Origin of the sequence: Herbiconiux sp. VKM Ac-2851 (assembly GCF_013205105.1) — a bacterium.
GTDB lineage: Bacteria > Actinomycetota > Actinomycetes > Actinomycetales > Microbacteriaceae > Herbiconiux > Herbiconiux flava.
Genome location: NZ_JABMLJ010000002.1, coordinates 755,312 through 779,600, shown reverse-complemented (window position 1 = coordinate 779,600; position 24,289 = coordinate 755,312). Strand labels below are relative to the sequence as shown.

At 72.1% G+C, this 24,289-nt stretch carries 21 protein-coding genes; 10 read left to right on the top strand and 11 right to left on the bottom strand.

From position 1 onward, the window contains the following. Nucleotides 1–50 precede the first annotated feature (50 nt). Both HQQ85_RS10305 and HQQ85_RS10300 read left to right on the top strand, forming a co-directional pair. Nucleotides 51–332 carry a metalloregulator ArsR/SmtB family transcription factor gene (locus HQQ85_RS10305; RefSeq protein WP_173182401.1) on the top strand — a complete coding sequence of 94 codons (282 nt, stop codon included), beginning with the start codon at nucleotides 51–53 and terminating at the stop codon, nucleotides 330–332. Further along, nucleotides 329–721: a VOC family protein gene (locus HQQ85_RS10300; protein ID WP_173182400.1), complete on the top strand. Its 393-nt coding sequence runs from the start codon at nucleotides 329–331 to the stop codon at nucleotides 719–721. Before HQQ85_RS10305 ends, HQQ85_RS10300 begins: the two co-directional genes overlap by 4 nt. Here the strand turns inward: HQQ85_RS10300 and HQQ85_RS10295 are convergent. Both HQQ85_RS10295 and HQQ85_RS10290 read right to left on the bottom strand, forming a co-directional pair. After that, nucleotides 718–1,716, bottom strand: a complete 999-nt coding sequence (locus HQQ85_RS10295) for a zinc-binding dehydrogenase (RefSeq protein ID WP_173182399.1) — start codon at nucleotides 1,714–1,716, stop codon at nucleotides 718–720. The genes HQQ85_RS10300 and HQQ85_RS10295 overlap by 4 nt on opposite strands. Continuing rightward, nucleotides 1,713–2,780, bottom strand: coding sequence for a 2,3-butanediol dehydrogenase (locus tag HQQ85_RS10290; RefSeq protein ID WP_173182398.1), 1,068 nt, complete (start codon nucleotides 2,778–2,780; stop codon nucleotides 1,713–1,715). Before HQQ85_RS10290 ends, HQQ85_RS10295 begins: the two co-directional genes overlap by 4 nt. A 136-nt stretch (nucleotides 2,781–2,916) precedes the next feature. On the opposite strand from HQQ85_RS10290, the gene HQQ85_RS10285 reads away from it, so the two are divergent. Continuing rightward, on the top strand, nucleotides 2,917–3,363 hold the full coding sequence (locus tag HQQ85_RS10285) for a VOC family protein (protein WP_173182397.1): 447 nt from the start codon (nucleotides 2,917–2,919) through the stop codon (nucleotides 3,361–3,363). A 16-nt stretch (nucleotides 3,364–3,379) separates the two neighbouring features. On the opposite strand, the gene HQQ85_RS10280 is transcribed toward HQQ85_RS10285, so the two are convergent. The 4 genes from HQQ85_RS10280 to HQQ85_RS10265 are packed head-to-tail and all read right to left on the bottom strand — an operon-like array spanning nucleotide 3,380 to nucleotide 7,366. Then, nucleotides 3,380–4,093: an alpha/beta hydrolase gene (locus tag HQQ85_RS10280; protein ID WP_173182396.1), complete on the bottom strand. Its 714-nt coding sequence runs from the start codon at nucleotides 4,091–4,093 to the stop codon at nucleotides 3,380–3,382. Nucleotides 4,094–4,152: 59 nt separating this feature from the next. Further along, nucleotides 4,153–5,103, bottom strand: a complete 951-nt coding sequence (locus HQQ85_RS10275; protein ID WP_371741844.1) for an NAD(P)-dependent oxidoreductase — start codon at nucleotides 5,101–5,103, stop codon at nucleotides 4,153–4,155. Continuing rightward, nucleotides 5,100–6,581 carry a Xaa-Pro peptidase family protein gene (locus tag HQQ85_RS10270; RefSeq protein WP_173182395.1) on the bottom strand — a complete coding sequence of 494 codons (1,482 nt, stop codon included), beginning with the start codon at nucleotides 6,579–6,581 and terminating at the stop codon, nucleotides 5,100–5,102. The genes HQQ85_RS10275 and HQQ85_RS10270 overlap by 4 nt, the downstream gene beginning before the upstream one ends. Continuing rightward, nucleotides 6,578–7,366, bottom strand: a complete 789-nt coding sequence (locus HQQ85_RS10265; protein WP_173182394.1) for an SDR family NAD(P)-dependent oxidoreductase — start codon at nucleotides 7,364–7,366, stop codon at nucleotides 6,578–6,580. The genes HQQ85_RS10270 and HQQ85_RS10265 overlap by 4 nt, the downstream gene beginning before the upstream one ends. On the opposite strand from HQQ85_RS10265, the gene HQQ85_RS10260 reads away from it, so the two are divergent. Beyond that, the gene (locus HQQ85_RS10260; protein WP_371741843.1) at nucleotides 7,260–8,261 is read left to right on the top strand and encodes a helix-turn-helix domain-containing protein; all 1,002 of its coding nucleotides are present in this window, start codon (nucleotides 7,260–7,262) and stop codon (nucleotides 8,259–8,261) included. The two genes, HQQ85_RS10265 and HQQ85_RS10260, sit on opposite strands and share 107 nt — an antisense overlap. Before the next feature lie 52 nt (nucleotides 8,262–8,313). Here the strand turns inward: HQQ85_RS10260 and HQQ85_RS10255 are convergent, their stop codons facing one another. Both HQQ85_RS10255 and HQQ85_RS10250 read right to left on the bottom strand, forming a co-directional pair. Then, nucleotides 8,314–9,666: a dihydrolipoamide acetyltransferase family protein gene (locus tag HQQ85_RS10255; protein WP_173182392.1), complete on the bottom strand. Its 1,353-nt coding sequence runs from the start codon at nucleotides 9,664–9,666 to the stop codon at nucleotides 8,314–8,316. Nucleotide 9,667: 1 nt separating this feature from the next. Continuing rightward, nucleotides 9,668–11,905 (bottom strand): thiamine pyrophosphate-dependent enzyme, encoded by a 2,238-nt coding sequence (locus HQQ85_RS10250; RefSeq protein ID WP_173182391.1) that lies wholly within the window; start codon nucleotides 11,903–11,905, stop codon nucleotides 9,668–9,670. Nucleotides 11,906–12,042: 137 nt separating this feature from the next. Here HQQ85_RS10250 and HQQ85_RS10245 point away from each other — a divergent pair, with 137 nt between their 5' ends. The 3 genes from HQQ85_RS10245 to HQQ85_RS10235 are packed head-to-tail and all read left to right on the top strand — an operon-like array spanning nucleotide 12,043 to nucleotide 13,689. Continuing rightward, nucleotides 12,043–12,567 carry a VOC family protein gene (locus HQQ85_RS10245; RefSeq protein ID WP_371741842.1) on the top strand — a complete coding sequence of 175 codons (525 nt, stop codon included), beginning with the start codon at nucleotides 12,043–12,045 and terminating at the stop codon, nucleotides 12,565–12,567. Between the two features lie 22 nt (nucleotides 12,568–12,589). After that, on the top strand, nucleotides 12,590–13,267 hold the full coding sequence (locus HQQ85_RS10240) for a GntR family transcriptional regulator (protein WP_173182389.1): 678 nt from the start codon (nucleotides 12,590–12,592) through the stop codon (nucleotides 13,265–13,267). After that, complete coding sequence (locus HQQ85_RS10235; RefSeq protein ID WP_173182388.1) at nucleotides 13,264–13,689, top strand: MarR family transcriptional regulator; 426 nt, start codon at nucleotides 13,264–13,266, stop codon at nucleotides 13,687–13,689. The genes HQQ85_RS10240 and HQQ85_RS10235 overlap by 4 nt, the downstream gene beginning before the upstream one ends. On the opposite strand, the gene HQQ85_RS10230 is transcribed toward HQQ85_RS10235, so the two are convergent. Then, entirely contained in the window at nucleotides 13,686–15,395 is a 1,710-nt protein-coding gene (locus HQQ85_RS10230; protein ID WP_173182387.1) for an AMP-binding protein, read from the bottom strand. The genes HQQ85_RS10235 and HQQ85_RS10230 overlap by 4 nt on opposite strands. Before the next feature lie 67 nt (nucleotides 15,396–15,462). Further along, nucleotides 15,463–16,488 carry a ketopantoate reductase family protein gene (locus tag HQQ85_RS10225; protein ID WP_173182386.1) on the bottom strand — a complete coding sequence of 342 codons (1,026 nt, stop codon included), beginning with the start codon at nucleotides 16,486–16,488 and terminating at the stop codon, nucleotides 15,463–15,465. Nucleotides 16,489–16,620: 132 nt separating this feature from the next. Here HQQ85_RS10225 and HQQ85_RS10220 point away from each other — a divergent pair, with 132 nt between their 5' ends. Genes HQQ85_RS10220 through HQQ85_RS10210 form a run of 3 tightly spaced genes read left to right on the top strand, consistent with a single transcriptional unit; the run spans nucleotide 16,621 to nucleotide 22,858 of the window. Continuing rightward, entirely contained in the window at nucleotides 16,621–19,224 is a 2,604-nt protein-coding gene (locus tag HQQ85_RS10220; RefSeq protein WP_173182385.1) for a carboxylate--amine ligase/circularly permuted type 2 ATP-grasp protein, read from the top strand. A 2-nt stretch (nucleotides 19,225–19,226) separates the two neighbouring features. Then, nucleotides 19,227–21,017: an N-acetylglutaminylglutamine amidotransferase gene (locus HQQ85_RS10215; RefSeq protein ID WP_173182384.1), complete on the top strand. Its 1,791-nt coding sequence runs from the start codon at nucleotides 19,227–19,229 to the stop codon at nucleotides 21,015–21,017. Next, nucleotides 21,014–22,858, top strand: a complete 1,845-nt coding sequence (locus tag HQQ85_RS10210) for a prolyl oligopeptidase family serine peptidase (protein ID WP_173182383.1) — start codon at nucleotides 21,014–21,016, stop codon at nucleotides 22,856–22,858. Before HQQ85_RS10215 ends, HQQ85_RS10210 begins: the two co-directional genes overlap by 4 nt. Nucleotides 22,859–22,928: 70 nt before the next feature. Here the strand turns inward: HQQ85_RS10210 and HQQ85_RS10205 are convergent, their stop codons facing one another. Next, nucleotides 22,929–24,116, bottom strand: a complete 1,188-nt coding sequence (locus tag HQQ85_RS10205) for an MFS transporter (protein WP_371741841.1) — start codon at nucleotides 24,114–24,116, stop codon at nucleotides 22,929–22,931. Nucleotides 24,117–24,289 lie beyond the last annotated feature (173 nt).

Here is a 24,289-nt window from a genome sequence, read left to right as displayed (position 1 = left end):
AGACGACCCACCTCTTGACAGGCAAGTACTCGCTTGCCTATGGTCATCCTGTGACCGACGTCTACAAGGCCCTGGCCGACGAGACCCGGCGCACCCTGCTCGACGTGCTGCTGCAGCGCGACGAGCAGACCCTGTTCGAGCTCTGCAGCACGCTCGCGATGCGGCACGGCCTGACCCCGTCACGCCAGGCCGTCTCGCAGCACCTCGACGTGCTCGAACAGGCCGGTCTCGTGCGCACCGAGCGTCGGGGCCGCTACAAATTGCACACCATCGACACGTCACCGCTGACACAGATCGCCGAGCGGTGGCCCGACCGGAAGGCACCCTCGTGAAGATCCAGACCATGAGCATCTTCGTCGACGACCAGCAGCGGGCGCTCGACTTCTACACCGGCGCGCTCGGCTTCGCCGTGGCCGCCGACGTGCCGCTCGGCGACCACCGCTGGCTCACCGTCGTCGACCCCGATCGTCCCGACGGCACACAGCTCTCGCTCGAGCCCAAGGGTCATCCGGCGGTGGCGCCGTTCACCGAGGCGCTGGCCGCCGACGGGATCCCCTTCTGCCAGTTCGGGGTGGATGACGTGCAAGCCGAGTACGAGCGACTGACGGCACTCGGCGTGACGTTCACGCAGCCGCCCACCGACTTCGGCCCGGTGATCGTCGCCGTGCTCGACGACACCTGCGGCAACCTCATCCAGCTCGCGCAGCCGACCGGGGCCTAGGCCGACGGAGCCGCCGGCGCCGGCACCGGCGCCGAGAGTTCCACGTGGGCCTTGATGACGCCGCGCTGGGCGCGAGCGGTGGCCACCGCATCCGTCGCCTCGTCGATGCCGTAGACGTGGGTGATCAGGGGCGACAGGTCGATGCCCGAGCTCGCCAGGAAGCGGAGGGTCTGCGGCCAGACGCCGGGCGAGCCGATCGAGCCCGTGATCGTGAGCTCCTTCGACTGGATCAGCCCGAGCGGCGCCGGCGCCGAGCGCCCCACGTCGATGCCGATGTACGCGATCCGCCCGCGGAAGGCGGCCAGCTCGAGCGCCGTCGCCATCACCTCGGGCCGCCCCGAGCACTCCACCACGACGTCGGCGCCCCGCGAGCCCGAGAGCCGGTCGAGGGTGGCGGCCGCGTCGTCAGGATGCACGGCCTCGACGGCCCCGAGGGCGAGCGCCACGGTGCGGCGCTCCTCCGAGGGCTCGACGACGATCGTCGTGGCCCCGAGCGCGGCCGCGGCGGCGGTCACCGCGAGGCCGATCGGGCCGGCGCCGAGCACGACGAGCACGTCGCTGCCGTTGACGTTGCCGACCCGCATCAGCGCGTAGTACGCCACGCTGAACGGCTCGACGAGGGCGCCGGCCGCCCAGGACAGCTCGGCGGGAAGACGGTGCAGCCAGGCGGGCTTGGCCACGAAGTACTCGGCCGCGGCACCGGAGATCGAGAAGCCGAAGTGGTCGTCGCCGATCACGCACTCCCCCACGACCCGGTCGCCGACGGCGAACTCGGTGACGGCCGAACCGATCGCGGCCACCTCGCCCGACCACTCGTGCCCCGGGATCACCGGGTACTCGAACGGGATGATGTACCGGCCCTCGAGCAGCTCGATGTCGGAGTGGCAGACGCCCACCCGGCGGGAGGCGATCAGCACCTCGTCGGCGGCGATGGCGGGGACGTCGAGCTCGCGCACGGCCGCGCTGTCCTCCTGGACGAACTGCAGGGCCTTCATCGGCTTCCCTTTCCGGCCTGGATGAGCACCTTCACCTGGTCGCCGCGGGGCGAGAGCAGGGTCTCGAAGCCCTGCACGACGTCGTCCATCGGCACCTGCGCGGTGACGACCTTCTCGACGGGGTAGCGCCCGCGGGCGATCAGGTCGATGATCCGCGGCCAGTCGGTGACGGGGTAGCACCAGGTGCCGGCGAGCGTGATGTCGTGCTCCGAGAGCACCATCGGGTCGATCGACGCCGCCTTGGTGTGCAGCCCGGTCTGCGAGATGCGTCCGGCCGAGCGCACCGAGGCGAGGGCGGCCTGCAGGGCGCGCTCGTTGCCTGAGCACTCCACCACCGCGTCGACGCCGACACCCTCGGTGCGGTCCTTGAGGTAGGCGGGCACGTCGAGCGAGGTCGGGTCGAGCACCTCTCCGACGTCCAGGGCGCGGGCGAGCTCGGCGCGGTACGGGTTGACCTCGGAGATGAAGACGGAGGCGCCGAGGGCCGAGGAGTAGAGGGCGGCGAGGGCGCCGATGGGGCCCGCTCCGGTGATCAGCACGGTGTCGCCGGGGCGCACCTGCGCGGTGTCGACGCCGTAGGCCGCGACGGCACCGGGCTCGACGAGCGCGCCCTGGAGGTCGGTCACCGCATCCGGGAGCACGCTGACGTGGGTCGCCGGCACGACGGCCAGCTCGGCGATGCCGCCCCAGGCGAAGCTCAGGCCGATGCAGGCCATCCGCTGGCAGAGGTGGTTCAGGGCCCGGTGGCAGTAGTAGCAGGTGCCGCAGGAGAGCAGGGGCATCACCGAGACGCGGTCGCCCGCCCGCACGTTCGTGACGCCGGCACCGACCTCGACCACCTCGGCCGAGAACTCGTGGCCGAGGATCTGAGGGGCGGTGGCCCCGGTGAGGGCGTGCGGCGTGGCCGGGATGACGATCGGGCCCATCGCGTACTCGTGCAGGTCGGTGCCGCAGACGCCGCACCAGAAGGGCCGGAGGAGCACCTCGCCGGGGCCGGCGCCATCGGGCTCGGCCACCTCTTCGACCCGGATGTCCTGTGCGGCGTGGAAGACGGCTGCCCGCATCCTCAGCTCCTTTGCGTCGTCGGAAAGTTCATCATCACTGTACACACCGGGCGAGAACTTTCGCCAACCGCTAGCGATGTGGGCCCGTGGTACGTCAGGCTGTTCAGTGACACTACCCGAAACAGAGGAGTCGACGATGACCTTCGTCCTTGACGGCGTGCACCACGTCGGCATCACGGTCCGCGATCTCGAGGCGTCCCGCGCCTGGTACAGCGACATGTTCGGCCTGGCCCCCGGGCCGGTGAACCACGGGGCGGGGCCCGAGCTCGCTCGGGGCGTGCAGGTTCCGGATGCGCGGCTGACCTTCTCGATGCTCACCGTCGGCTCGACCCGCATCGAGTTCCTCGAGTACCAGGAGCCCGTGGGCGAGGACTTCGACCGGCGCAACTGCGACGTCGGGGCCGCCCACGTCTGCTTCGAGGTCGACGACCTCGACACGGCGGTCGCGGAGCTCTCGGCCAAGGGCGCCGTGTTCAGCAGCCCGCCGAACACCATCGACGAGGGGCCGCTCGCCGGGTCGCGGTGGGCGTACTTCCGCGACCCCGACGGCATCCAGCTGGAGCTCTGGCAGTCGCCCCGCTAGCGCGGCAGTCACCCCGCTAGACCGGCAGTGCCTCGGTGGTCGGCAGGGCCTCGATGGCGTCGACCACGAGGTCGGGGCGGGTGAGGAACGGGTGGTGTCCCGTCGGCAGCTCGATCGCGCGGGTCGCGCGCGCCGCGTGCCGGCGCTGGAGCGCGGGCGTGGTGCTGCGGTCATCGGCGCAGACGAGATAGGTGGAGTCGACGCCCTGCCAGCCGGCGTGGGTGGTGGGCGTGACGAACGACTCGACGTGCTGGCGCGCGAGGCGCGCGAAGGCCTCCCGCTGCTCCTCGGGCGTGCCGTCCTGGAGGAACCGCGCACCGAACGCCGCCTCGTCGTAACCGTCCAGCGCGAGGGAGCCGTCGCCGATGGGGGCGATGGCGACCGGGTCGGGCTCGTCGGCCAGGATCGACGCCTGCGTCGTGCCCACCTCCGGCAGGTAGGACGAGATCAGCACGAGGTGCGCGATCGCGGGGTGGTGTCCGGCCTCGGCTATCACGGTGCCGCCGTAGGAGTGGCCGACCACGACGGCGTGCTCGACGTCGTCGAGGGCGCGGCGGAGGGCGGCCGCATCCGCCACCAGCCCGCGCGCATCGTCTGGCACCTCGCCACACGAGGGCAGGGCGATCGCTCGGCTGCGGATGCCCGTCCGCTCCTCGAGGAGGCGCGCCGTCGGCCGCCACCACCACTCACCGTCGCGCACCAGGGCGCCGTGCACGAAGATCAGGTCCATGCCCCGACGGTACGCCGGCTCTCTGGGCCACGGGTAGGCCGTCTGCTGTCGGCAGACGCCTATCCGACCGGGCGGGTGCGACCCCGGGTCACCTCGGCGATCGAGGCCCAGTCGAGCTCGGCCTGCCCGTCGTCGAGCGCCTTCTCGAAGACCCCGCGCAGGGCGCTCTCCGAGGGGAACGAGACTCCGGATGCGCGGGCCGCGTCGAGCGCGAGCATCAGGTCCTTGAACCCGAGCTCGGTGGTGAAGCCGGCGGGCGTGTAGCTGCCGCGGGCGATCGCTCCGCCGTAGCCGGAGTAGACGACCCCGGGGAACAGGCTGTCGCCGAGCAGCTCGACGAACATCCCGGTGTCGACATCGCGGGCCTCGAGCAGCGTGATCGACTCGGCGAGCGCCTGCAGCGCGTGGATGATCAAGTAGTTGACGCCGATCTTCACCACGTTGGCCTGGCTCGGATCCTCGCCGATCGGCCAGAACCGCCGGCCCAGCACCTCGAGCACGGGGCGGGCCCGCTCGACGTCGGCGGGGTCGCCGGCCGCGAGCACGGTGAGCGCACCCGACCCCGCTGCGGGCGGGCGGCCGAGCACGGGCGCGGCGACGTAGGCGACCCCGGCCGCCGCGTGACGCTCGCGCAGCCGTGTGGCCGCCGCGGCACCGACGGTGGCCATGTTCACGTGCAGGGCCCCGTCCGGTGCGGCGGCCAGCGCGTCGTCGTCGAAGAGGTCGAAGACGACCGACTCGTTCGAGAGCATCGAGAACACCGTGCCGACGGCCAGCGCCTCGCCCACGGTGTTGGCCTCGACCGCGCCCCGGGACACGAGGTCGGCGACCGCATCCGGAGACCTGTTCCAGACGACGACCTCGTAGCCCTGCTCGAGCAGCCGCCCGGCCATGGCCGAGCCCATCGACCCCAGCCCGACGAAACCGACCCGCCCGGCCAACGACCCGGCCGACCCGGAGGAGCCCGCCGAGGCCGCGCCCGCCGACCCGGAGGCGGTCGCGTCGCTCACGCCCCCGGCTCCCCGCGCCCGGCCGCCGTGTTCAGGTGCGACTGCGAGTCGCGCAGCGTCGGCAGGCTGCCGCCCACGGTGAAGTACCGCTTGCCGGCCACGAGAAGGTCCTCAGCGGGGAACTTGGTGATCACCTGGCACCCGTCGGCGGTCACGATGACCTCCTCCTCGATGCGCGCGGCACCCCACCCGTCGGCCGCCGGCCAGTAGGTCTCGAGGGCGAAGACCATGCCCTCCTTCAGCTCCTCGGGGTGCTCGAGCGAGACCAGCCGCGAGAAGATCGGCTTCTCCCAGATCGACAGGCCCACGCCGTGTCCGTACTGCAGGGCGAACGCGGCCTCCTCGTCGGGGAAGCCGAACTCCTGCGCCGTCGGCCACACCTTCACGATGTCCGCGGTGGTCGCGCCCGGCCGCACCAGGGCGATCGCGCGGTCCATGTACTCCCGGGCGCGCTTGTAGGCGTCGCGCTGCGCCGACGAGGCCGAGCCCACCGCGAAGGTGCGGTAGTAGCAGGTGCGGTAGCCGTTGAAGCTGTGCAGGATGTCGAAGAACGCCGGGTCGCCGGGCCGGATCAACCGGTCGGAGAACACGTGCGGGTGCGGTGAGCAGCGCTCGCCCGAGATGGCGTTGACGCCCTCGACGTACTCGGAGCCGAGGTCGTAGAGCTTCTTCGAGACGAGCCCGACGGCCTCGTTCTCGCGCACGCCCGGCCGCAGGAACTCGTACAGGTCCTCGTAGGCCGCATCCACCATCGAGGCCGCCTGGGTGAGCAGGCCGATCTCGTCGGCGGTCTTGATGCGCCTGGCCTCCATGAACAGCTGCTGGCCGTCGACGACCCGGATGCCCTGCTTCTGCAGCGCGAAGAGCACCGGCAGCTCGATCACGTCGACGCCCAGGGGCTGATCGGCCACGCCGAACTTCTCGAGCTCGCGCTTGATCTTGGACGCGACCCGGTCGGCGATCTCGGCGTCGGGGCTGAACGCGCCTCGGAGGGTCGAGATGCCTGCCCGCGAACCGCTCTCGGCGCGCGGTCGCACCGCACCGTGGTGGGGGGCGTGCGGATCGGCGTCGGCCTCGGCCGTCGTGGTGTCGAGCCAGGGGTTGAAGAGCCCGTGGTGCTTCGCCGCCGAGCCGAAGTCCCACATGATGGGGTCGGTGTTGCGGGTGAGCAGGCTGAAGCGGATCAGCTTGTCCATCGCCCAGGTGCCGATGTGGGTCGAGGTCATGTAGCGGATGTTCGAGAAGTCGAACGCGAGCACCGCGCCCAGCTCGCTCCGGGCGAGCTCCGCCTTCAGCCGCGCCAGGCGCTCGCTGCGCAGCCGGTCGAAGTCGATGCGCTGCTCCCAGTCGACCGCGTTGGTGCCGCGGGTGGCGGTGGGGATGGTGGCGTAGCCGCCGGCGGGCGGCTGCAGCGGGGAACGGGCGCCGCTGTCTGTTCCGGCGTGGGTGGCGGCGGTGCCGTCGAGCTGTGTGGTCATACGAGGACCATCCCTCCATCGATCATGATCACCTGGGCGGTGAGGTAGTCGGAGTCGGACGACGCGAGATAGAGCGCCGTTCCGACGATGTCGTCGACGGTGGCCGTGCGGCCGCGGATGATGCCCGCGGCGAACTCGTCCATGGCCCCGCCGGCCGTCTTGGTCTCGCCGATGGCGAGCAGGTCCTCGTCGAGCTTCACCCAGAGCGGGGTGTCGACGACCCCCGGGGCGAAGGCGTTGACGGTGATGTCGTGCTCGGCCAGCGCCTTCGCGGCCGACTGGGTGAGCGAGATGACGGCGGCCTTGGCCGCGGAGTAAGGGGCGAACGCCGGGAAGCCCTGGCGGCCGGCCATCGAGGTGGTGTTGACGATCTTGCCGCCGCCACCCTGCGCGATCATCTGCGTCGCCGCCTCCTGGGTGCCGATCAGCACGCCGAGGGCGTTGACCTCCATGATCGAGCGCCAGTTCTCCTCGGTGACGTCGAGGAACTTCATCGGCGCGTTGAAGCCGGCGTTGTTGAACCAGACGTCGAGCCGGCCGAACTCGGCGACGGTGCGCTCGACGATCGCACGCACCTCGTCCCGCTTCGAGACGTCGGCCTGCACGCCCGCGGCCATGAAGCCCTCGTCACGCAGCGCCTGCGCGGTGGCCTCGGCCGCCTCGCCGTTCAGGTCGGCGATGACGACGGATGCGCCCTCAACCGCCAGCGCACGGGCGATGCCCCGCCCCAGGCCGCTCCCGGCTCCGGTGACCACCGCCACGGTGCCCGATACACGATTCGCCATTGATTCGTCCCCTTCGGTGTTCAGTCTAGCTTGTCACAGTGTTCACCATAGCAACACACTCGGTCCGGCCGTCCAGCGAAACCGCTCGTCGCTGCGCGGGCCGGTCGTATACTCTTGCTGCACAAGTCCGCGAGCGAGGAGTGCGACCATCACTGACGACATCGGCCCCCGCCTCCGCGCGGCGCGCATCTCCCAAGGGCTCAGCCTCCGCAGCGTCGCCACCGCCCTCGGGGTCTCGGCGAGCCTGATCTCGCAGGTCGAGACCGGCAAGACGCAGCCGTCGGTGAGCACGCTGTACGCGCTCGTGAACCACCTCGGCATGTCATTCGACGACCTCATGGCGGGCAGCGCCCGCGGGTCGGCACCGGCTCCGGCGGCGTCCTCCGGCTCGTCCGCGCCCGTCGCGGTCGATGCTCCGGCGTCACTCCCACTGAACGTGGAACAGCTCGGCAGCGCGGTTCCGCCGCTGCAGCGCGGCACCGACAACCCGGTGCTCGAGATGGAGAACGGTGTGCGCTGGGAGCGTCTCGCCGCGAGCCGCGACGGCGCGGTCGATCCGCTGCTCGTCACCTACGAGCCGGGGGCGTCGAGCTCGATCGAGGGCCGCATGATGCGGCACAGCGGCGTCGAGTACGCCTACCTTCTCTCGGGCGAGCTCACCGTGAAGCTCGACTTCGACACCTTCGTGCTGCGCGCGGGCGACTCGCTCAGCTTCGACTCGGTGCGACCGCACCTCTACCTGAACGAGGGCTCGGTGCCCGCGAAGGGCCTCTGGTTCGTCGTCGGCCGCCGGGAGTTCTCGCAGGAGATGGCGCCGTCGGGCCAGCCCGAGCGCGCGGGCGAGAACCTCGCCTCGGCCGTCGACGTGCTGCAGGCGATGGACCGCCTGGCCTGACGCCGGGCGGCCCATCTCCGCAGAGCCTCAGCCCACCTCCGCAGAGCCTCGGTCAGACCAGGATCGACAGCGGGTTCTCGACCGCCTGCTGGAACGCCGCCAGCCAGCGGGCCGCCAGCGCCCCGTCGACCGCCCGGTGGTCGACCGAGAGCGTGCAGCGCATCACGGTCGCCACCGCCAGCTCACCGTCGACGACGACCGGCTGGGGCTTCGCGGCGCCGACCGCCAGGATGCCCGAGTGCGGCGGGTTCAGGATCGCCGCGAACTCCAGCGTGCCGTACATGCCGAGGTTCGACACCGAGAAGCTGCCGCCCTCGAGCTCGCTCTGCTTGAGCTTCTTCGCCTTCGCCCGGCCGGCCAGATCGGCCACCGCGGTGCTGACCGAACTGAGGCTGCGCGCCTCCACCCCGCGCACCACGGGGGTGACGAGGCCGCCGTCGGTGGCCACCGCGACGGCGATGTCGACCGAGGGATGCACGCGCATCCCCTCGTCGCTCCAGGTGACGTTGGCCTCGGGCACCGCCTGGAACGCGGCGGCCACCGCCTTCAGCACGAAGTCGTTCACCGAGACCCGCACGCTCGAGGTCTCGTTGACCCGCGCGCGCAGGGCGAGCAGCTCGTCGACCCGGCACTCGGCCGTGAGGTAGAAGTGCGGCACGGTCGACTTGCTCTCGGTGAGCCGCCGCGCGATGGCCTTCCGCATCGCGGTGTGCGGCACGAGCTCGACGCCGTCGGGCGACGTGGTCTCCGGGGCGACGGATGCGCGTTCCGCCGCCGGGGCGGAAGCCGCCGCCGGCGCGGCCTCCGAGGGCACTGCGGCCGCGGGCACCGCCGCGTCCTCCACATCGCGCCGCACGATGCGGCCGCCGGGGCCCGTGCCGGTGATCGTCGCGGGGTCGAGGCCGCGCTCCTTCGCCAGCTTGCGCGCGATGGGGCTCACGAACAGACGGGACCGGTCGTCGGCGGACTCCGCCGGGGTCGGCTCGACGGCCGGCTCCGGAACCTCGGGTGCCGCCTCCTCCGCCGCCGCCTCGAGCGACGCCGCCTCCACGACGGGCGTGCCGCCGTCGGGGTCGCGCTCGGTCGCGTCGGGCGCCGAGTCGGGCCCGGTTACGGCTGCCGCCGGCGCCTGGCCGAGGGCCGCGTCGATGTCGGCGTCGGTCTCGCCCTCGCTGATCAGCACGGCGATCGGCGCCCCGATCTCCCCGGCCTGTCCGGGTTCGAGCAGCACGCGCCCGACGACCCCGGCGTCCTCGGAGTTGTACTCCACGACGGCCTTCTCGGTCTCGATCTCGGCCAACGGGTCGCCGACCGCCACGGTCTGCCCGGGCGTCACGAGCCAGCTCGCGATCGCTGCTTCCTCGGAGCCCGCCAGAACACTGGGCATGCGGATGATCGTCGCCATCTCAGGCCCCCTTCCCGAATGCGGCGCGCACCCGTTCGAGCCCGACGACGACGTCGTCGGCCTTGGCGATGGCGGCCCGCTCGAGCACCTTCGAGATGCTCGGCGAGGCCTCGGAACCCGTGACCCGCTGCACCGGCTGGTCGAGCCAGTCGAAGTACCGGCGCTGGATCTCGTCGGCGAGCCAGGCACCGTAGGACGTGCCCTGAGCGCCCTGCTCCACGATCAGCACGGCGTTGGTCTTCTGGATCGACTCGCCCACGGTGTCCCAGTCGAGCGAGGCGCGGTCGAGGAAGCGCAGGTCGATCAGCTCCGCGTCGATGCCCGTCTGCTCGATGGCCTTGGCGCTCTCGCCCACCATCGACAGGTAGCTGATCACCGTGACGTCGGAGCCCGAGCGCCGCACCGCGGCCTTCCCGAACGGGATCTGGTGGTCGAGGTCGTCCGGGATCTCGCCCGACTCGGCGTAGAGGTCGACGTGCTCGATCATCAGCACCGGGTCGTCGATCGCGAGCGCGGCGTTCATCAGCCCGACGTAGTCGAAGGGCGTCGAGGCGGCCATGATGCGCCAGCCGGGGCTCGTGGCGAAGATGCCGGCCGGGTCCATCAGGTGCTGCGAGCCGTAGCCCGAGCCCATGGCGATCTTGGTGCGCAGCACGAGCGGCACCGGGTTGTCGCCGCCGAACATGTGCCGCGCCTTGCCGATCTGGTTGAACACCTGGTCGGCGGCGACCCACATGAAGTCGGGGTACATGAACTCCACGACAGGCCGATAGCGGCCGTCGAGGGCGATCCCACCGCCCAGGCCGGCGAAGGCGTTCTCGCTGATCGGAGTGCCCAGAACCCGGCCGGGGTACTTCTCCGACAGCCCCTTGGTGGCGCCGTTGGTGCCGCCCTTCAGGCGATGGATGTCCTCGCCGAGCACGACGATGCGCTCGTCCTCGCCCATTCGCCGGTCCATCACGGCGGCCACCGCGTCGACGAACTTGCCCTTGGTGGTGCCGCCCGTGTAGTCGGCCTGCTCGAGCGTGTCGGCGTCGGCGATCTCCGAGAGGTCGCCGCGGATGCCCACGTCCACGAAGCCCGGGTCGGGCCAGAGCTCGGGGCGGATGCGCTTCACCCCCGGTTTGCCGTCGGGGTCGGGCTCGGTCAGGGCGTCGACCGCGAGGCGCACGGCCTCCTGGGCCTGTGAGCGCACGGCGGCGAGCCCGTCCTCGTCGATCCGGCCGAGGGAGGTGAGCTCCCGCGCCATCCGGAGGACCGGGTCGCGGTCGCGCCAGGACTGCTCCTCCTCCTTGCTGCGGTAGCCGAAGGCGCTGCCCGGGTACGGGCCGTTCTGGTGGAAGTAGCGGTAGACCTCGACCTCGATCACGGCGGGGCCGTCGCCGGCGCGCATCCGCTCGGCGGCCTTCTCCATCGCGAGGTGCACGGCCAGCGGGTCCATGCCGTCCACCCGCCAGGCGGGGATGTCGAAGCCGAGCGCGCGGGCCGAGAGCCGCGGCTCGGCGGTCACCTCGCTGACGTGCGTCGAGACGGCGTAGAGGTTGTTCTCGATGAAGAAGCAGAACGGCAGCCTCCACGCGGCGGCGAGGTTCATCGACTCCAGCACCGAGCCGATGTTCACGGCGCCGTCGCCGAAGTAGCTGACGGTGAGATCGGAGCCGGCGTCGGAAGCGGAGGCGGCGGCGGCGCCGCCCGCCTGCTTCTCGGCCCAGGCGTGCTTCTGCGCCCACGCGTTGCCGGCCCCGAGCGGCACCCCGCCGCCCACGATCGCGTTGGTGCCGAGAGCCCCCGCCTCGTGCCACTGCAGGTGCATCGAGCCGCCGCGCCCCCGGCAGTAGCCCTGGGCGAGGCCGAGGATCTCGGCGAGCGTCTTCTGCAGCACGTCCTGCACCGCGGGGGTGACGAGCGCCGTCGGGTCGAGCCCCTCGGGGGCGACGTGCGCGAGCGCCTTGGCGAGGAACTGGTGGTGCCCGCGGTGCGAGCCGTTCACGCCGTCGCTCGAGCGCAGCCCGACGATGGATCCGACCGCGCCGCCCTCCTGGCCGATGCTCGAGTGCGCGGGGCCGTGCACGAGGCCGGCTCCCGCGAGCTCGAGCACCGCCTCCTCGAAGGCGCGGATGAGGTGCAGCTGACCGAGCATCGTGTCGAGCAGGGCCGGATCGGCGGCCTTCCAGTCGGCGGCGGTCGTGCTCAGCTCGACCCAGGGGGAGCCGGGCTGGAGGCGTTTCTCGCGAGGCATTGCAGGTGCTCCTTTGCACGGGGGTGAAGCCGGTTGCTCAGCAGACTAGATCTCGAATGGATCCATTGCAAGCCTTTCGCCGACAATCGCGGGCAGCTATCGTGGCTACTGGATACATTGATCGCGAGGAGGCGACCGTGGCCCTACCCGGACTCCGAGGTGCCGAGCACCTCGGCTTCACCGTTCCCGACCTCGAGGAGGCGCACCGCTTCTTCGTCGACGTGATCGGCTGCACGCACGTCTACACGCTGCCGGCGATGCGCCGCGACGACGACTGGATGCAGGAGCACTTGAACGTCGACCCGCGGAGCGTCGTACGGGAGATCCGCTTCTACCGCTGCGGCCACGGCCCGAACTTCGAGGTCTTCGAGTACGAGCCCGCCGCCGACCAGCGACCGCAGCCGCGCAACAGCGACCTCGGCGGGCACCACGTCGCGTTCTACGTCGACGACCTCGACGTGGCCGTGGCGGCACTGGAGGAGGCGGGCATCCGGATGCTCGGTGCACCGACCGCGAGCCGCAACGCCTCGGAGGGCCAGCGCTGGGTCTACTTCCTGAGCCCCTGGGGCATGCAGTTCGAGCTCGTCAGCTACCCGCACGGCAAGCAGTACGAGCAGGAGGCCGAGGTGCGCCTGTGGCACCCCGCTCGCCCGGCGGAATGACCCGCGGTTAGTATTCGAGGCGATGACCGACACCAGCGTCACCCGCGACTCCGCGTACCGCGACAACGTCGCGAGCCACCGCATCGCCGAGAGCCTCCGCCGCGAGATCCTCGGCGGCACGCTGGCGCCCGGCACGCGACTGCGGCAGGAGGACCTCGCCGAGCGCTTCGGAGCGAGCCGCATCCCCGCGCGCGAGGCCATCCGGATGCTCGCCGCCGACGGTCTCGTCACCCTGGTCGCGAACTCGGGCGCCTGGGTCTCGCGGCTGAGCCTCGAGGAGTGCGTCGAGGCCTACTCGATCCGTGAACGGCTGGAGCCGCTGCTGCTGCGCCGGAGCCTCGAGCACCTCTCCGTCAAGCAGCTCGACCGCCTGGCCGAGCTCGCCGACCGGATGGAGGCCAACACCGACGTCGACGCCTTCATGGCGGATGACCGCGAGTTCCATCTGCTGAGCTACGCCGGCGCGGCCATGGGCGAGCTCTGGCAGATCATCCACCGGCTCTGGAACACCACGCAGCACTACCGCCGGGCCTACGCGACGCTCGTCGGCGTCTCGGGCATCGGGGTGACGCACCTCGAGCACCATCTGCTGGTCGACTGCCTGCGGCGGGGCGATCCGGATGACGCCGAGCGGGTGCTGGTCACCCACATCCGGCGCACCCGGCTCGAGCTGGTGAAGCACCCGGAGCTGTTCGCGTGAGCGAGCGCGCCTGGCAGGGGCTCGCCGCGCTGCACGCCTGCGTCGAAGCCGAGCTCGAGCAGGCGCTCGCCCGGAGCGTCGGCCTGTCGGTGGTGGAGTACCGGGTGCTCGACGCCGTCGGCGCTCCCGACGCGCATCCGCTCCGCATGCAGGTGGCGAGCGAGGTCGCCGCGCTGACCGGGAGCGCCACCACCCGACTGGTGAACCGGCTCGAGGAGCGGCAGCTGCTGCACCGTGCGCCGAGCCGCGACGACCGCCGCGGCGTCGCGCTCGAGCTGACGGAGGCGGGGCGGCTGCTGCTCGACCGCGCCCGACCGGTGCACGCCGCCGCGATCGAGCGGGCCTTCGACCGCGCCCGGCAGTCGCCCGCGCTGGCGCCGTTCGCGAGGGCACTGCTCGAGGCGCCCGAGCGGGACGGCTAGAGCCGGTCCTCCCGGAACTCCTCCGCGAGCTCCTCGCCGCGTGCGAAGGCCTCGTCCTCGCGCTGCCTCAGCTCGACCCGGCGGATCTTGCCCGAGATGGTCTTCGGCAGCTCGGCGAACTCCAGCCGGCGCACCCGCTCGAACGACGACAGCGCCTCGCGGGAGTGGGCGAAGATCGCCGCCGCGGTCTCGGCGCTCGGCTCCCAGCCGGCGGCGAGGGTCACGTAGGCCTTGACGATGCTGTGCCGCAGGTCATCCGGAGCGGGCACGACCGCCGACTCGGCCACGGCCGCGTGCTGCAGCAGCGCGCTCTCGACCTCGAACGGCGAGATCTTGAAGTCGGACGACTTGAAGATGTCGTCGGTGCGGCCGACGAAGGTGATGGTGCCGTCGGCGGACCGCTCGGCGACGTCGCCGGTGCGGAAGTACCCGTCGGCCCGCGCGGCGGCCGTGCGCTCCTCGTCGCCGTAGTAGCCCGACATCAGGTTCGCGGGCTCCTCGGCGAGGTCGAGGCAGATCTCGCCGAGCTGCACCCCGTCGTCGGCCGGGGACGGCTCGCCCGAGACCGGGTCGACGATGGCGATCGCGACCCCGGGCAGCGCCTGCCCCATCGCGCCGGGCACCACGGCAGCACCGGGCGGGTTCGCGATGATCGCGGTGGTCTCGGTCTGCCCGTAGCCGTCGCGGATGGTCAGGCCCCAGGCCTCCTCGACCGCCTTGATGACGCCCGGGTTCAGCGGCTCGCCGGCCGAGAGGATCTCGGTCAGCGCCCGGGGCTTCGTGCCGAGCTCGCTCTGGATGAGCATCCGCCACACCGTCGGAGGGGCGCAGAAGGTGTTCACGCCGGCGCGGTCGAGCTGGGCGCGCAGGCCTGCCGCGTCGAAGCGGCCGTAGTTGTAGACGAAGACGGTGGCCTCGGCGTTCCACGGGGCGAAGAAGCAGCTCCAGGCGTGCTTGCCCCAGCCCGGGGAGCTGATCGCGAGGTGAGTGTCACCCGGCTGCACGCCGAGCCAGTAGAGCGTGCTGAGGTGGCCGACCGGGTACGACTCGTGGCTGTGCACGACCATCTTGGGCTTCGACGTGGTGCCGGAGGTGAAGTAGATCAGGCAGGGGTCGCCCGAGTCGACGACCACGGTCGGGCTGATGCCGGGGGCGTCGACCGACTCGGCGTAGTCGATCCAGCCCTCGGGCACCGCCTCGGGGTCGGCGCCGACGACGATCGGCGTGAAGTCGCCCTCGACCTCGTCGAACTTGGCGACCTCGGTCACGTCGACGATGACGTGGGCGATCTCGCCGCGCTCGATCCGGTCGGCGAGGTCGGCCGGCGAGAGCAGGGTCGTGGTGGGGAGGATGACCGCCCCGAGCTTCATCACGGCGAGCATCGACTCCCACAGCTCGACGCGGTTGCCCAGCATGAGCATCACGTGGTCGCCCTGCTCGACGCCCTCACCGTGCAGCCAGGCGGCGACCTCGTCGGAGCGGGCGCGCATGAGGTCGAAGCTGACGACGGTCTCGCTCCCGTCCTCCTCGACGATGTGCAGTGCCGGGCGGTCGTTGCCGATCGCGATCTCGTCGAACCAGTCGACGGCCCAGTTGAAGTGCGGGCCGACGTCGGGCCAGCGGAAGGCAGCGCGGGCGGCGGGCGCGTCGATGCGGTGCGCGAGCACGGTGTCGCGGGCGGCCCGGAAGCTCTCGGTCGGGTTCATGGATCCAGTCTGGACCACGCGCCCTTCTGCGGGGCTGCGCGCGCCAGGGCGTCAGGGTGTGGTGGCCTCAGGCCAGCAGCAGCGCGATGTTCTCCGGCGAGCGCTCCAGCTCGCCCGCCTCGATCCGCCGGGCCAGCTCGACCACGCGCTCGTTCGCGGGAGCGCTGCCGCCGCGTGCGCGCTGCACGTCGACGACGAGGCCGTTGATCTCGTGCACCTCGTTGCGGCGCCCCTTCATCCAGTCCTGCAGCGACGTCGTGCGCGTGGTCGGCGAGGAGAAGCGCCGCAGCACCTGCTCGAACAGCTGCTCGGCGAAGACCTCGGGGTTCGTGAGGTCGGCGTCGGTCATGCCGAAGATGGGCCGCAGGGCGGAGCCGGAGTCGACGGCCGCCCGGGCCGCCTCGGTGCCGCAGCGCAGCATGAACTCGTACATGCCGGGCACCTGGATGGCCTTCGCGAGCTCGAGGTCGAGGATCGCCGAGGGCACGAGCTCGGCCGCGTTGACGATCAGCTTGCCCCACTTGGAGGAGCGGATGTCGTCGGAGACCTCGACCGTTCCGGCGTGCCGCAGAACGTCGGCGACCTCCTGCTCACGCCCGATCACGGCCGGGTGGATGCCCCCGATCGCGAACCACGCCTCCTCGGGCGGGGTCTCGCGGTTGCAGACGCCGGGCTCCCACATGTTCGACGCCACCTCGATCACGGCGCCGACCGCACGCTCCGGGCCCATCACGTCGGCGATGTCGTCGACCGACATGCCGTTCTGCAGCCCGACGACCAGCCCATCGGGCTTCACGAGCGGCTTGATCAGCTCGCAGGCCCAGCGGGTGTCGTAGGCCTTGACGACGATGAAGACGATGTCGAAGGGGTGCCGCAAGGTGGCGACCTCGAACAGGTCGTAGGCCTTCACCGCCGTGTTCTCGGTGCGGTCGGGCATCTTCACCGTGATGCCGTGCTCGCGCATGGCCGCCACGTGGGCCGGCCACTGCTCGATGAAGGTCACGTCGTGACCAGCGCGGGTGAGGTCGGCGGCGATCGCCGCGCCGTTGGCGCCGGTGCCCACGAAGGCGATGCGGGGGGTGTCGATCGACATTGATCTGCTCCATCTGTTCAGCTCTACTGCACGTTGTTCAACGCTACTACAGCGAGGCTTCCGCGCAGGGGCTCATGTTTCGATCAGTCGACGATTCGGGCCGAGGGCCGGAGACCCTCGTAGGGTGAGGCCATGGCAGCGGAGTTGACGCTTGGTGCGGAAGAAGAGCTCCACCTCATCGATCTCGAGAGCGGGAAGCTGTCGGCCCGCGCGCCGCAGATCCTGTCGCGGCTGCCCGCCGTGAACTACTCGGCCGAGATCCAGCGCACCACCGTCGAGACGAACACCGACGTGGTCTCGACCCTCGACGGGCTCCGCCAGGAGATCCTGCGGCTGCGTCGCGGCGTGATCGAGGCGGCGGCTCCCGACGGGGTCGGCATCGCCTGCGTCGGCACCGCCCCCCGTTCGGAGTTCGCCGACTTCGAGCTGACGACGACCGGCCGCTACGGGCGCATGCAGGAGCAGTACCGCCTGCTCGTCGACGAGCAGCTGATCTGCGGCACCCAGATCCACGTCGGGGTGAGCGACCGCGATCTCGCCGTCGACATAGCCCAGCGGGTCTCCCGCGACCTGCCCGTGCTGCTCGCGATCTCGGCGAGCTCCCCGTACTGGAACGGGCTCGACACCGGCTACTCGAGCATCCGCTCCATCATCTGGCAGCGCTGGCCGAGCGCCGGGGCCACCGGCGACCTCGGCTCGGCCGCGGAGTACGACGAGCTGCTCGCCGACCTGATCGCGACCGGCGTGATCGCCGACTCGAAGATGGCCTACTTCGAGGTGCGCCCCTCGTCGCACGCGCCCACCCTCGAGCTGCGCGTCTGCGACGCCTGCCCGATCGTCGACGACGCGGTGCTGATCGCGGGGCTCTTCCGTGCCGCCGTGCGGGCCGCCGAGGTCGACATCGAGCAGGGCCGGCCGTACCACCCGGTGCCGGCGCCGATCCACCGCGCCGCGATGTGGCAGGCCGCGCGCGGCGGACTGTCGGGCGACCTGCTCGACGACGGCCCGCATCCGCGCCCCACCGCGGCGGCCCACGCCGTGCGGCACCTGATCCGGCGGCTGCGCCCCCAGCTCGAGGAGCTCGGCGACTACGAGGAGGTCGTGGCGCTCGCCGAGACGCTGCTCGCCCGCGGCAACTCGGCCGACCGGCAGCGGGCCGCCTTCGCCGAGCGGGGCGACATCGAGGCCGTCGTCAAGCTCGTGGTCGACGAGACGCACGGCCCGGCCGGGGGCATCCCGCCCGCCGTGCCCGCGCTCCGCACCTACCGCACCCGCGCGGGCGACGAGGCGGTCGGCCCCGGCTCCCGCCCCCGCCCGGCCTACGAGCAGCTGATCGCCTACTTCGAGGGCCTCAGCCCGGAGAAGGTCGAGTCGGCGCGTTCGGCCGCCCGCGACTGGACGCACGAGCACGGGGTCACCTTCCGCGTCTCGGGCGAGGAGCGGCCCTTCGAGGTCGACCTCGTCCCCCGCGTGATCAACGCGCACGAGTGGTCGCAGATAACAGCCGGCCTGACCCAGCGCGCCCGGGCCATCGAGGCGTTCCTCCGCGACGTCTACGGCGAGCAGCGCATCGTCGAGGACGGCGTCATCCCCCGCGCCGTGATCGAGGGGAGCCCCGGGTGGATGCCCGCGGCGCGCGCCCTCCCCGCCGACGTCACGCGCTCGGCCGTCTTCGGCTTCGACCTCGTGCGCAACGAGTTCGGCGGCTGGCGCGTGCTCGAGGACAACGTGCGGAACCCGAGCGGCGCCGCCTACGCGGTCGCCATCCGCCGCCTGATGGACGAGGTCGCCGACGGCGCTCCCCGCCCCGCCGCGATGCTCGATCCCGAGCGCGTCTTCGGCTCGCTGCGCCGCACGCTGCTCGCCGGTGGCCGGGTCGCCGCCGGCCTCACCCCCGACTCCGACCGCGTGCCGACCGCCGCCCTCGTGTCGAGCGGCCCGACGAGCGGCGCCTGGTTCGAGCACGGGATGCTCGCCGAGAGCGCGGGCCTCGCCCTCCTCGAGCTGTCCGACCTCGCCGTCCGCGACGGCAGCGTCGTCGTCGCGGCCGACGGCACCGTGCTCGACGCGCTCTACCTGCGCCTGGACGTGGAGCTGCCCGACGCCGTCGCCGACGGCGAACCGATCGGGGCGCGCATCCTGGACGTGGCCGCCGCCGGCCGGGTCTTCCTCGCCAACGCCCCGGGCAACGGCATCGCCGACGACAAGGCGATGTACTGCCACCTGCCGGCCCTGATCGCCTACTACCTCGACGAGCGCCCCGTGCTCGAGCAGGTGCCGACCTACCGCACGAGCGACGAGGCGGAGCGCCGCACCGTGCTCGAGCGGGTCGGCGAGCTCGTCACCAAGCCCGTCGACGGGCACGGCGGCGAGGGCGTGCTGATCGGGCCCGCGGCCGGAGCCGCTGCCGTGGCCGAGCGGCGGGCCGCGATCGCCGCCGACCCCGAGACCTGGGTGGCGCAGGAGGTCGTGCCGCTCTCGTCGCACCCGACCTTCGCTGACGGCGCCCCGCCGATGCCCGGCGCCGAGGCCGCCGGCGTTCCCGGTGCCGCCCTCGAGCCCCGGCACGTCGACCTGCGCGTCTTCGTCTACGCCACCGGCGAGGGCGAGCACGGCTTCGAGGTCGCGGATCTCGCGCTCACCCGCGTGGCCCCGGCCGGGAGCATGGTGGTCAACTCCTCCCGCGGCGGCGGCTCGAAGGACACCTGGATCACCGCGGCACCGGGGAGCGTCTGAGCATGTGCGGCATCGCGGGCGAGCTGCGCTTCGACGGCCGGAGCGCCGATCTCGGCGCGGTCGACCGGATGACCGCCTGCCAGGTGCACCGCGGCCCCGACGGCACCGGGCTCTGGTCGAACGGCCGGGTCGCCCTCGGGCACCGCCGGCTCTCGATCATCGACCTCTCGGCCGCCGGGGCGCAGCCGATGATCGACGCCCCGCTCGGCCTCACGGTCGTCTTCAACGGCTGCATCTACAACCACCGGCAGCTGCGCGCCGAGCTCGAGGGCAAGGGCCACCGTTTCTTCTCCACCTCCGACACCGAGGTGATCGGCAAGGCGTATGCCGAGTGGGGCATGCAGTGCGTCGAGCACCTGCTGGGCATGTTCGCCTTCGTGATCGTCGAGCACGCCTCCGGCCGCGCCATGCTCGCCCGTGACCGCCTCGGCATCAAGCCGCTCTACCTCGACGAGCGGCCCGGACGGCTGCGCTTCGCCTCCACGCTGCCGGCCCTGCTCGAGTCGGGCGACGTCGACACCTCCATCGACCGCACGGCCCTCGAGCACTACCTCAGCTTCCACTCGGTCGTGCCGGCGCCGCGCACGATCCTGACCGGGGTGACCAAGCTGCCGCCGGCGACGGCGCGGATGATCGAGCCCGACGGCCGCGCATCCGACCACGTCTACTGGGAGCCCGCCTTCGAGCGCGACCCCGACAAGGCCGGCTGGAGCGACGAGGACTGGCAGGAGGCCCTGATCGGGAGCCTCCGCACCGCCGTCGAGCGGCGGATGGTCGCCGACGTGCCCGTGGGTGTGCTGCTCTCGGGCGGCATCGACTCGAGCCTCGTGGTCGCCCTGCTCGCCGAGGCCGGACAGACCGACCTCGCCACCTTCAGCATCGGCTTCGACTCGGCCGGCGGCGAGTCGGGCGACGAATTCGAGTACTCCAGCCTCGTCGCCCGGCACTTCGGCACCGACCACCACCGCATCGCCATCGACTCCTCCCGGCTGCTGCCCGGCATCGACGGCACGGTCGCGGCGATGAGCGAGCCGATGGTGAGCCACGACTGCGTCGCCTTCTACCTGCTCTCCGAGGACGTCTCGAAGTCGGTCAAGGTGGTGCAGTCGGGGCAGGGCGCCGACGAGGTGCTCGGCGGCTACGACTGGTACCCGCCGCTTGCGGGCGTGCCGCGCGAGGAGACGGTCGCGGCCTACTCGCGGGTGTTCGTCGACCGCCCGTGGGGCCAGCTGCAGCAGCTGCTCGGCCCGGCCTGGCGCGACGCCGCGCGGCCCGACAGCGCGACGTCCTTCCTCACCGCGCAGTTCGCGCGGCCCGGCGCCGAGACCTCGGTCGACGCCGCGCTCCGCAACGACACCACGATCATGCTCGTCGACGACCCCGTGAAGCGGGTCGACAACATGACGATGGCGTGGGGCCTCGAGGCCCGCGTGCCCTTCCTCGACCACGAGTTCGTCGAGCTGGTCGCGCAGATCCCGCCCGAGCTGAAGCTCTCCGACGGGGGCAAGGGTGTGCTCAAGCGCGCCAGCCGGGGCCTCGTGCCCGACGCGGTGATCGACCGCACCAAGGGCTACTTCCCCGTGCCGGCCATCCGCCAGCTCGAGGGACGGTACCTCGAGCGGGTGCGGGCCGCCCTGCACGATCCGGCCGCCCGGGAGCGCGGGCTGTTCGACACCGCTAGGGTCGAACGGATGCTCGCCGATCCCAACTCCGAACGCACGACCCTGGGCTCCAACGCCCTGTGGCAGCTCGCGCTGCTCGAGATGTGGCTGCAGGAGCACGGCATCCGATGACGGGGCCGGCCGTGACCGCCGGAGGCTCGGGCGACCTCGCGGCGGCCCTCGTGGGCGCGTGGGGCAGCTGGGGCCCCTCCATGACGCCGGACGCCGCCCGGGTCGCGTTCATCAGCGATCGCGGCGGGGCGCCCGAGGTGTGGGTGCAGGACGTGGTGCTCGAGGGTCCGCGGGCCGCCCCCACGCGCATCCGCTTCACCGACGACCCCGTGATCTCGGTCAGCTGGTCGGCCGACAGTGCCTGGCTCGCCTGCGCGGTCGCCACCGACGGCGGGGTGCGCACCCAGGTCTGGGTCGTGCGCCCCGACGGCCGCGACGCCCGGCGCATCTCCGGGCCGCCCGAGCGCCACGTCGAGCTCGGACCGTGGACGAGGAGCGGCCACCGCGTCGTGCTCACCGTGCCCTCGACCGAGGTGGGCGAACCGACCCGCGCCTACCTCGCCGACCCCGCCTCGGGCGAGCTCGACCTGCTCGCCGTGGGCGATCTGATCCACGTGCTCGACCTGTCGGCCTTCGAGCGGATGCTCGTGGTGCGCGACGGGCGACGGGGCCACGAGTTCTGCGTGGTCGTCGACCGCGAGACCGACACCGACCATCCCGTGCTGCCGCACCCGGGCCGAGGCGCGACGGACCGCGCCTTCATCCGGCCCGCCCCTCCCGGAACGGGCGCGCCGGCCGTCGTCTACGCCGCGACCGAGGTCGGGCTGCCCCGGCTGCAGCTCGTGGCCGCCCCGGTCGACCCCGATGACTGGTCACGCCCCACCCGGATGCTGGCCGCCCGCGACGACGCCGAGCTCGAGGGGCTCGACGGCGACGACGAGGGTCGCCTGCTGCTGCTCGTCTGGAACGTCGCCGGGAGGAGCGAGCTCGAGCTCTTCGACACGTACACGGAGACCTCGGTACCCGTTCCCGGGCTGCCCGGGGCCGTGGCGACGAGCCCGGTGCTCAGCCGCGACGGCTCGAGCGTGCTGCTCGCCGTCGAGGGTCCGCTGCGGCCGCGGGAGCTCTGGCACCTCGACACGGCGACCCTCGCCTGGACGCGGGTGAGCGATGTGCCGAGCTTGCCCGCGGTGGCGCTCGTGCAGCCGAGTCTGGAGCGGTTCCGCTCGCTCGACGGGCTGGAGATCACGGGGTGGCTGTACCGGGCAACCGCCACTGGAGCCGGTCGCGCCATGCTGCACCTCCATGGCGGCCCCGAGTCGCAGGAGCGACCCACCTTCAGCCCCCAGCACCAGGTGATGGCCGCCGCCGGCATCACCGTGTTCGCCCCGAACGTGCGCGGCTCCTCGGGCTTCGGCCGGGAGTTCGTGCACGCCGACGACGTGCAGAAGCGCCAGGGCGCGTTCGACGACGTGACGGCGGCGGCGCAGCACCTGATCGGCATCGGCGCGGCCTCGGCCGACCGCATCGCCGTCACCGGGCGTTCCTACGGCGGCTACCTCACGCTCGCCGCCCTCGCCTTCACGCCGGGGGTCTTCGCCGCGGGCGTCGACATCTGCGGCATGTCGCACCTGCTCACCTTCTACGCCGAGACCGAGCCCTGGATCGCCGCGGCCGCCGTCACGAAGTACGGGCATCCCGATCACGACAAGAAGTTCCTGCGCTCCATCTCGCCGCTGGCGAAGGCCGAGCGCATCGACGTGCCGCTGCTCGTCGTGCACGGGGAGCTCGACACGAACGTGCCGATCGGGGAGGCGCACCGGATCGTCGCGGCGCTGAGCGAGCTGGAGCGCCCGGTGGAGTACCTCGAACTCGCCGGGGAAGGGCACGAGTACCGTCGCGAGTCGTCCCGGCTCGCCCTGATCGAGCGGATGCGCGAGTTCCTGCTGCGCGTGCTCTGACGGTCACGGCTCCGGCGGCTCCTCAGGCGGCGTCGGCTCCAGGCGGCGTTTCTGGCTCTCTCCGCCCCCGTCAGGCGATGGATGCCCGTCGGGGCATACGGAGCGCGAACAGTGCCGCCGCCCCCATCAGGATCGCGGCCGACGCGAAGGCCGCCTCGTAGCCGAAGGCGTCGACGAGCAGTCCGGCGGTGAGCGGTCCGACGATGGCACCGGCATCCGCCACCGCCTGGAACACCGCGACCGGCTGGCCGCCCCGCGCCCCCGCCGCGTCACCGACGGCCGCGGCCGGAGCCGTGCCCATGAAGGCGGCCGCGACCCCGTAGACCGACAGCAGCACGATCAGCAGCCAGATCGACGACACCAGCGGGATGGCGACCATCACGAGCGCCCCGACCGCGAAGGCGCCGATGATCGCGGGCTTCCGTCCCACCGTGTCGACGAAGCGGCCCGCCGGGGCCAGCGCCAGGGTCTGCGCGACCGCCGCGACGGCAAAGGCGATGCCCGTGATGGCCGGCTTCTCGTGCAGCACCTCGACAATCAGCACCGGCACGAGCGCACTGCGCACGCCCATCGCCGACCAGCCCTGGGCGAGGCTCGCGAGCAGCGCCGACTGGTAGCCGCGATCGCGCAGCACCTGCCGGAACGGCCGCGGAGGCTCGGGCACCGCGTCGGGGTCGCGGGTGCGGCGCTTCAGCAGGGCGAGCCCCACGGCGCCGGCCACCATGAGGGTACCGGCGTAGAAGAAGAACGGGGCGTGCAGCGAGATGCCCGAGAGCAGGCCGCCGACGGCCGGTCCGGCCATGCCGCCGATCAGGAACCCGCCCTGGTAGAAGCCGACGGCCCGCCCGCGCACGGCGGGCTCGGTCGTGGCGAGCAGCAGGGTCATCGCGGCGACCGAGAACATGGCCGAGCCGATACCCCCGGCGCCGCGCAGCAGCAGCACCGCCGGGTAGTTGTCGGCGAGCCCGACGAGAGCGCTGGAGAGGGCGACGATGCCGATGCCGACCGCGAGCACCACCCGCTCGCCGAGCAGGTCGATCAGCTTGCCGACGAAGGGATTCGCGACCAGCCGCATCACCGCGAAGGCCGACACCACGGCGCCCACCTCGAGGTAGCCCACGCCGAAGCTCCGCACGTAGACGGGCAGCACCGGAACGACGACGCCGAAGCCGAGCATCACGAAGAAGGCGATGACGCCGAGCACCATCACGTCCCGCGGCAGCCGGGTGAGGCGGGGACGATCGGAGGTGCGGGTCACTCCAGAAGCGTAATCGCCCTGCGAGGCCCGGCGGCCCTGCGGAGCTTGATGGCCCCGGGAAGCCTCACGGTCCCGGGAAGGGGAGGTGGTGCGAACAGCGGCATCGGGTCTGCCAGGGTAAAAGCCGTTCGCACCACCTCGTCGGCATCGGGTATGCCGTGGACGGCGCCCTG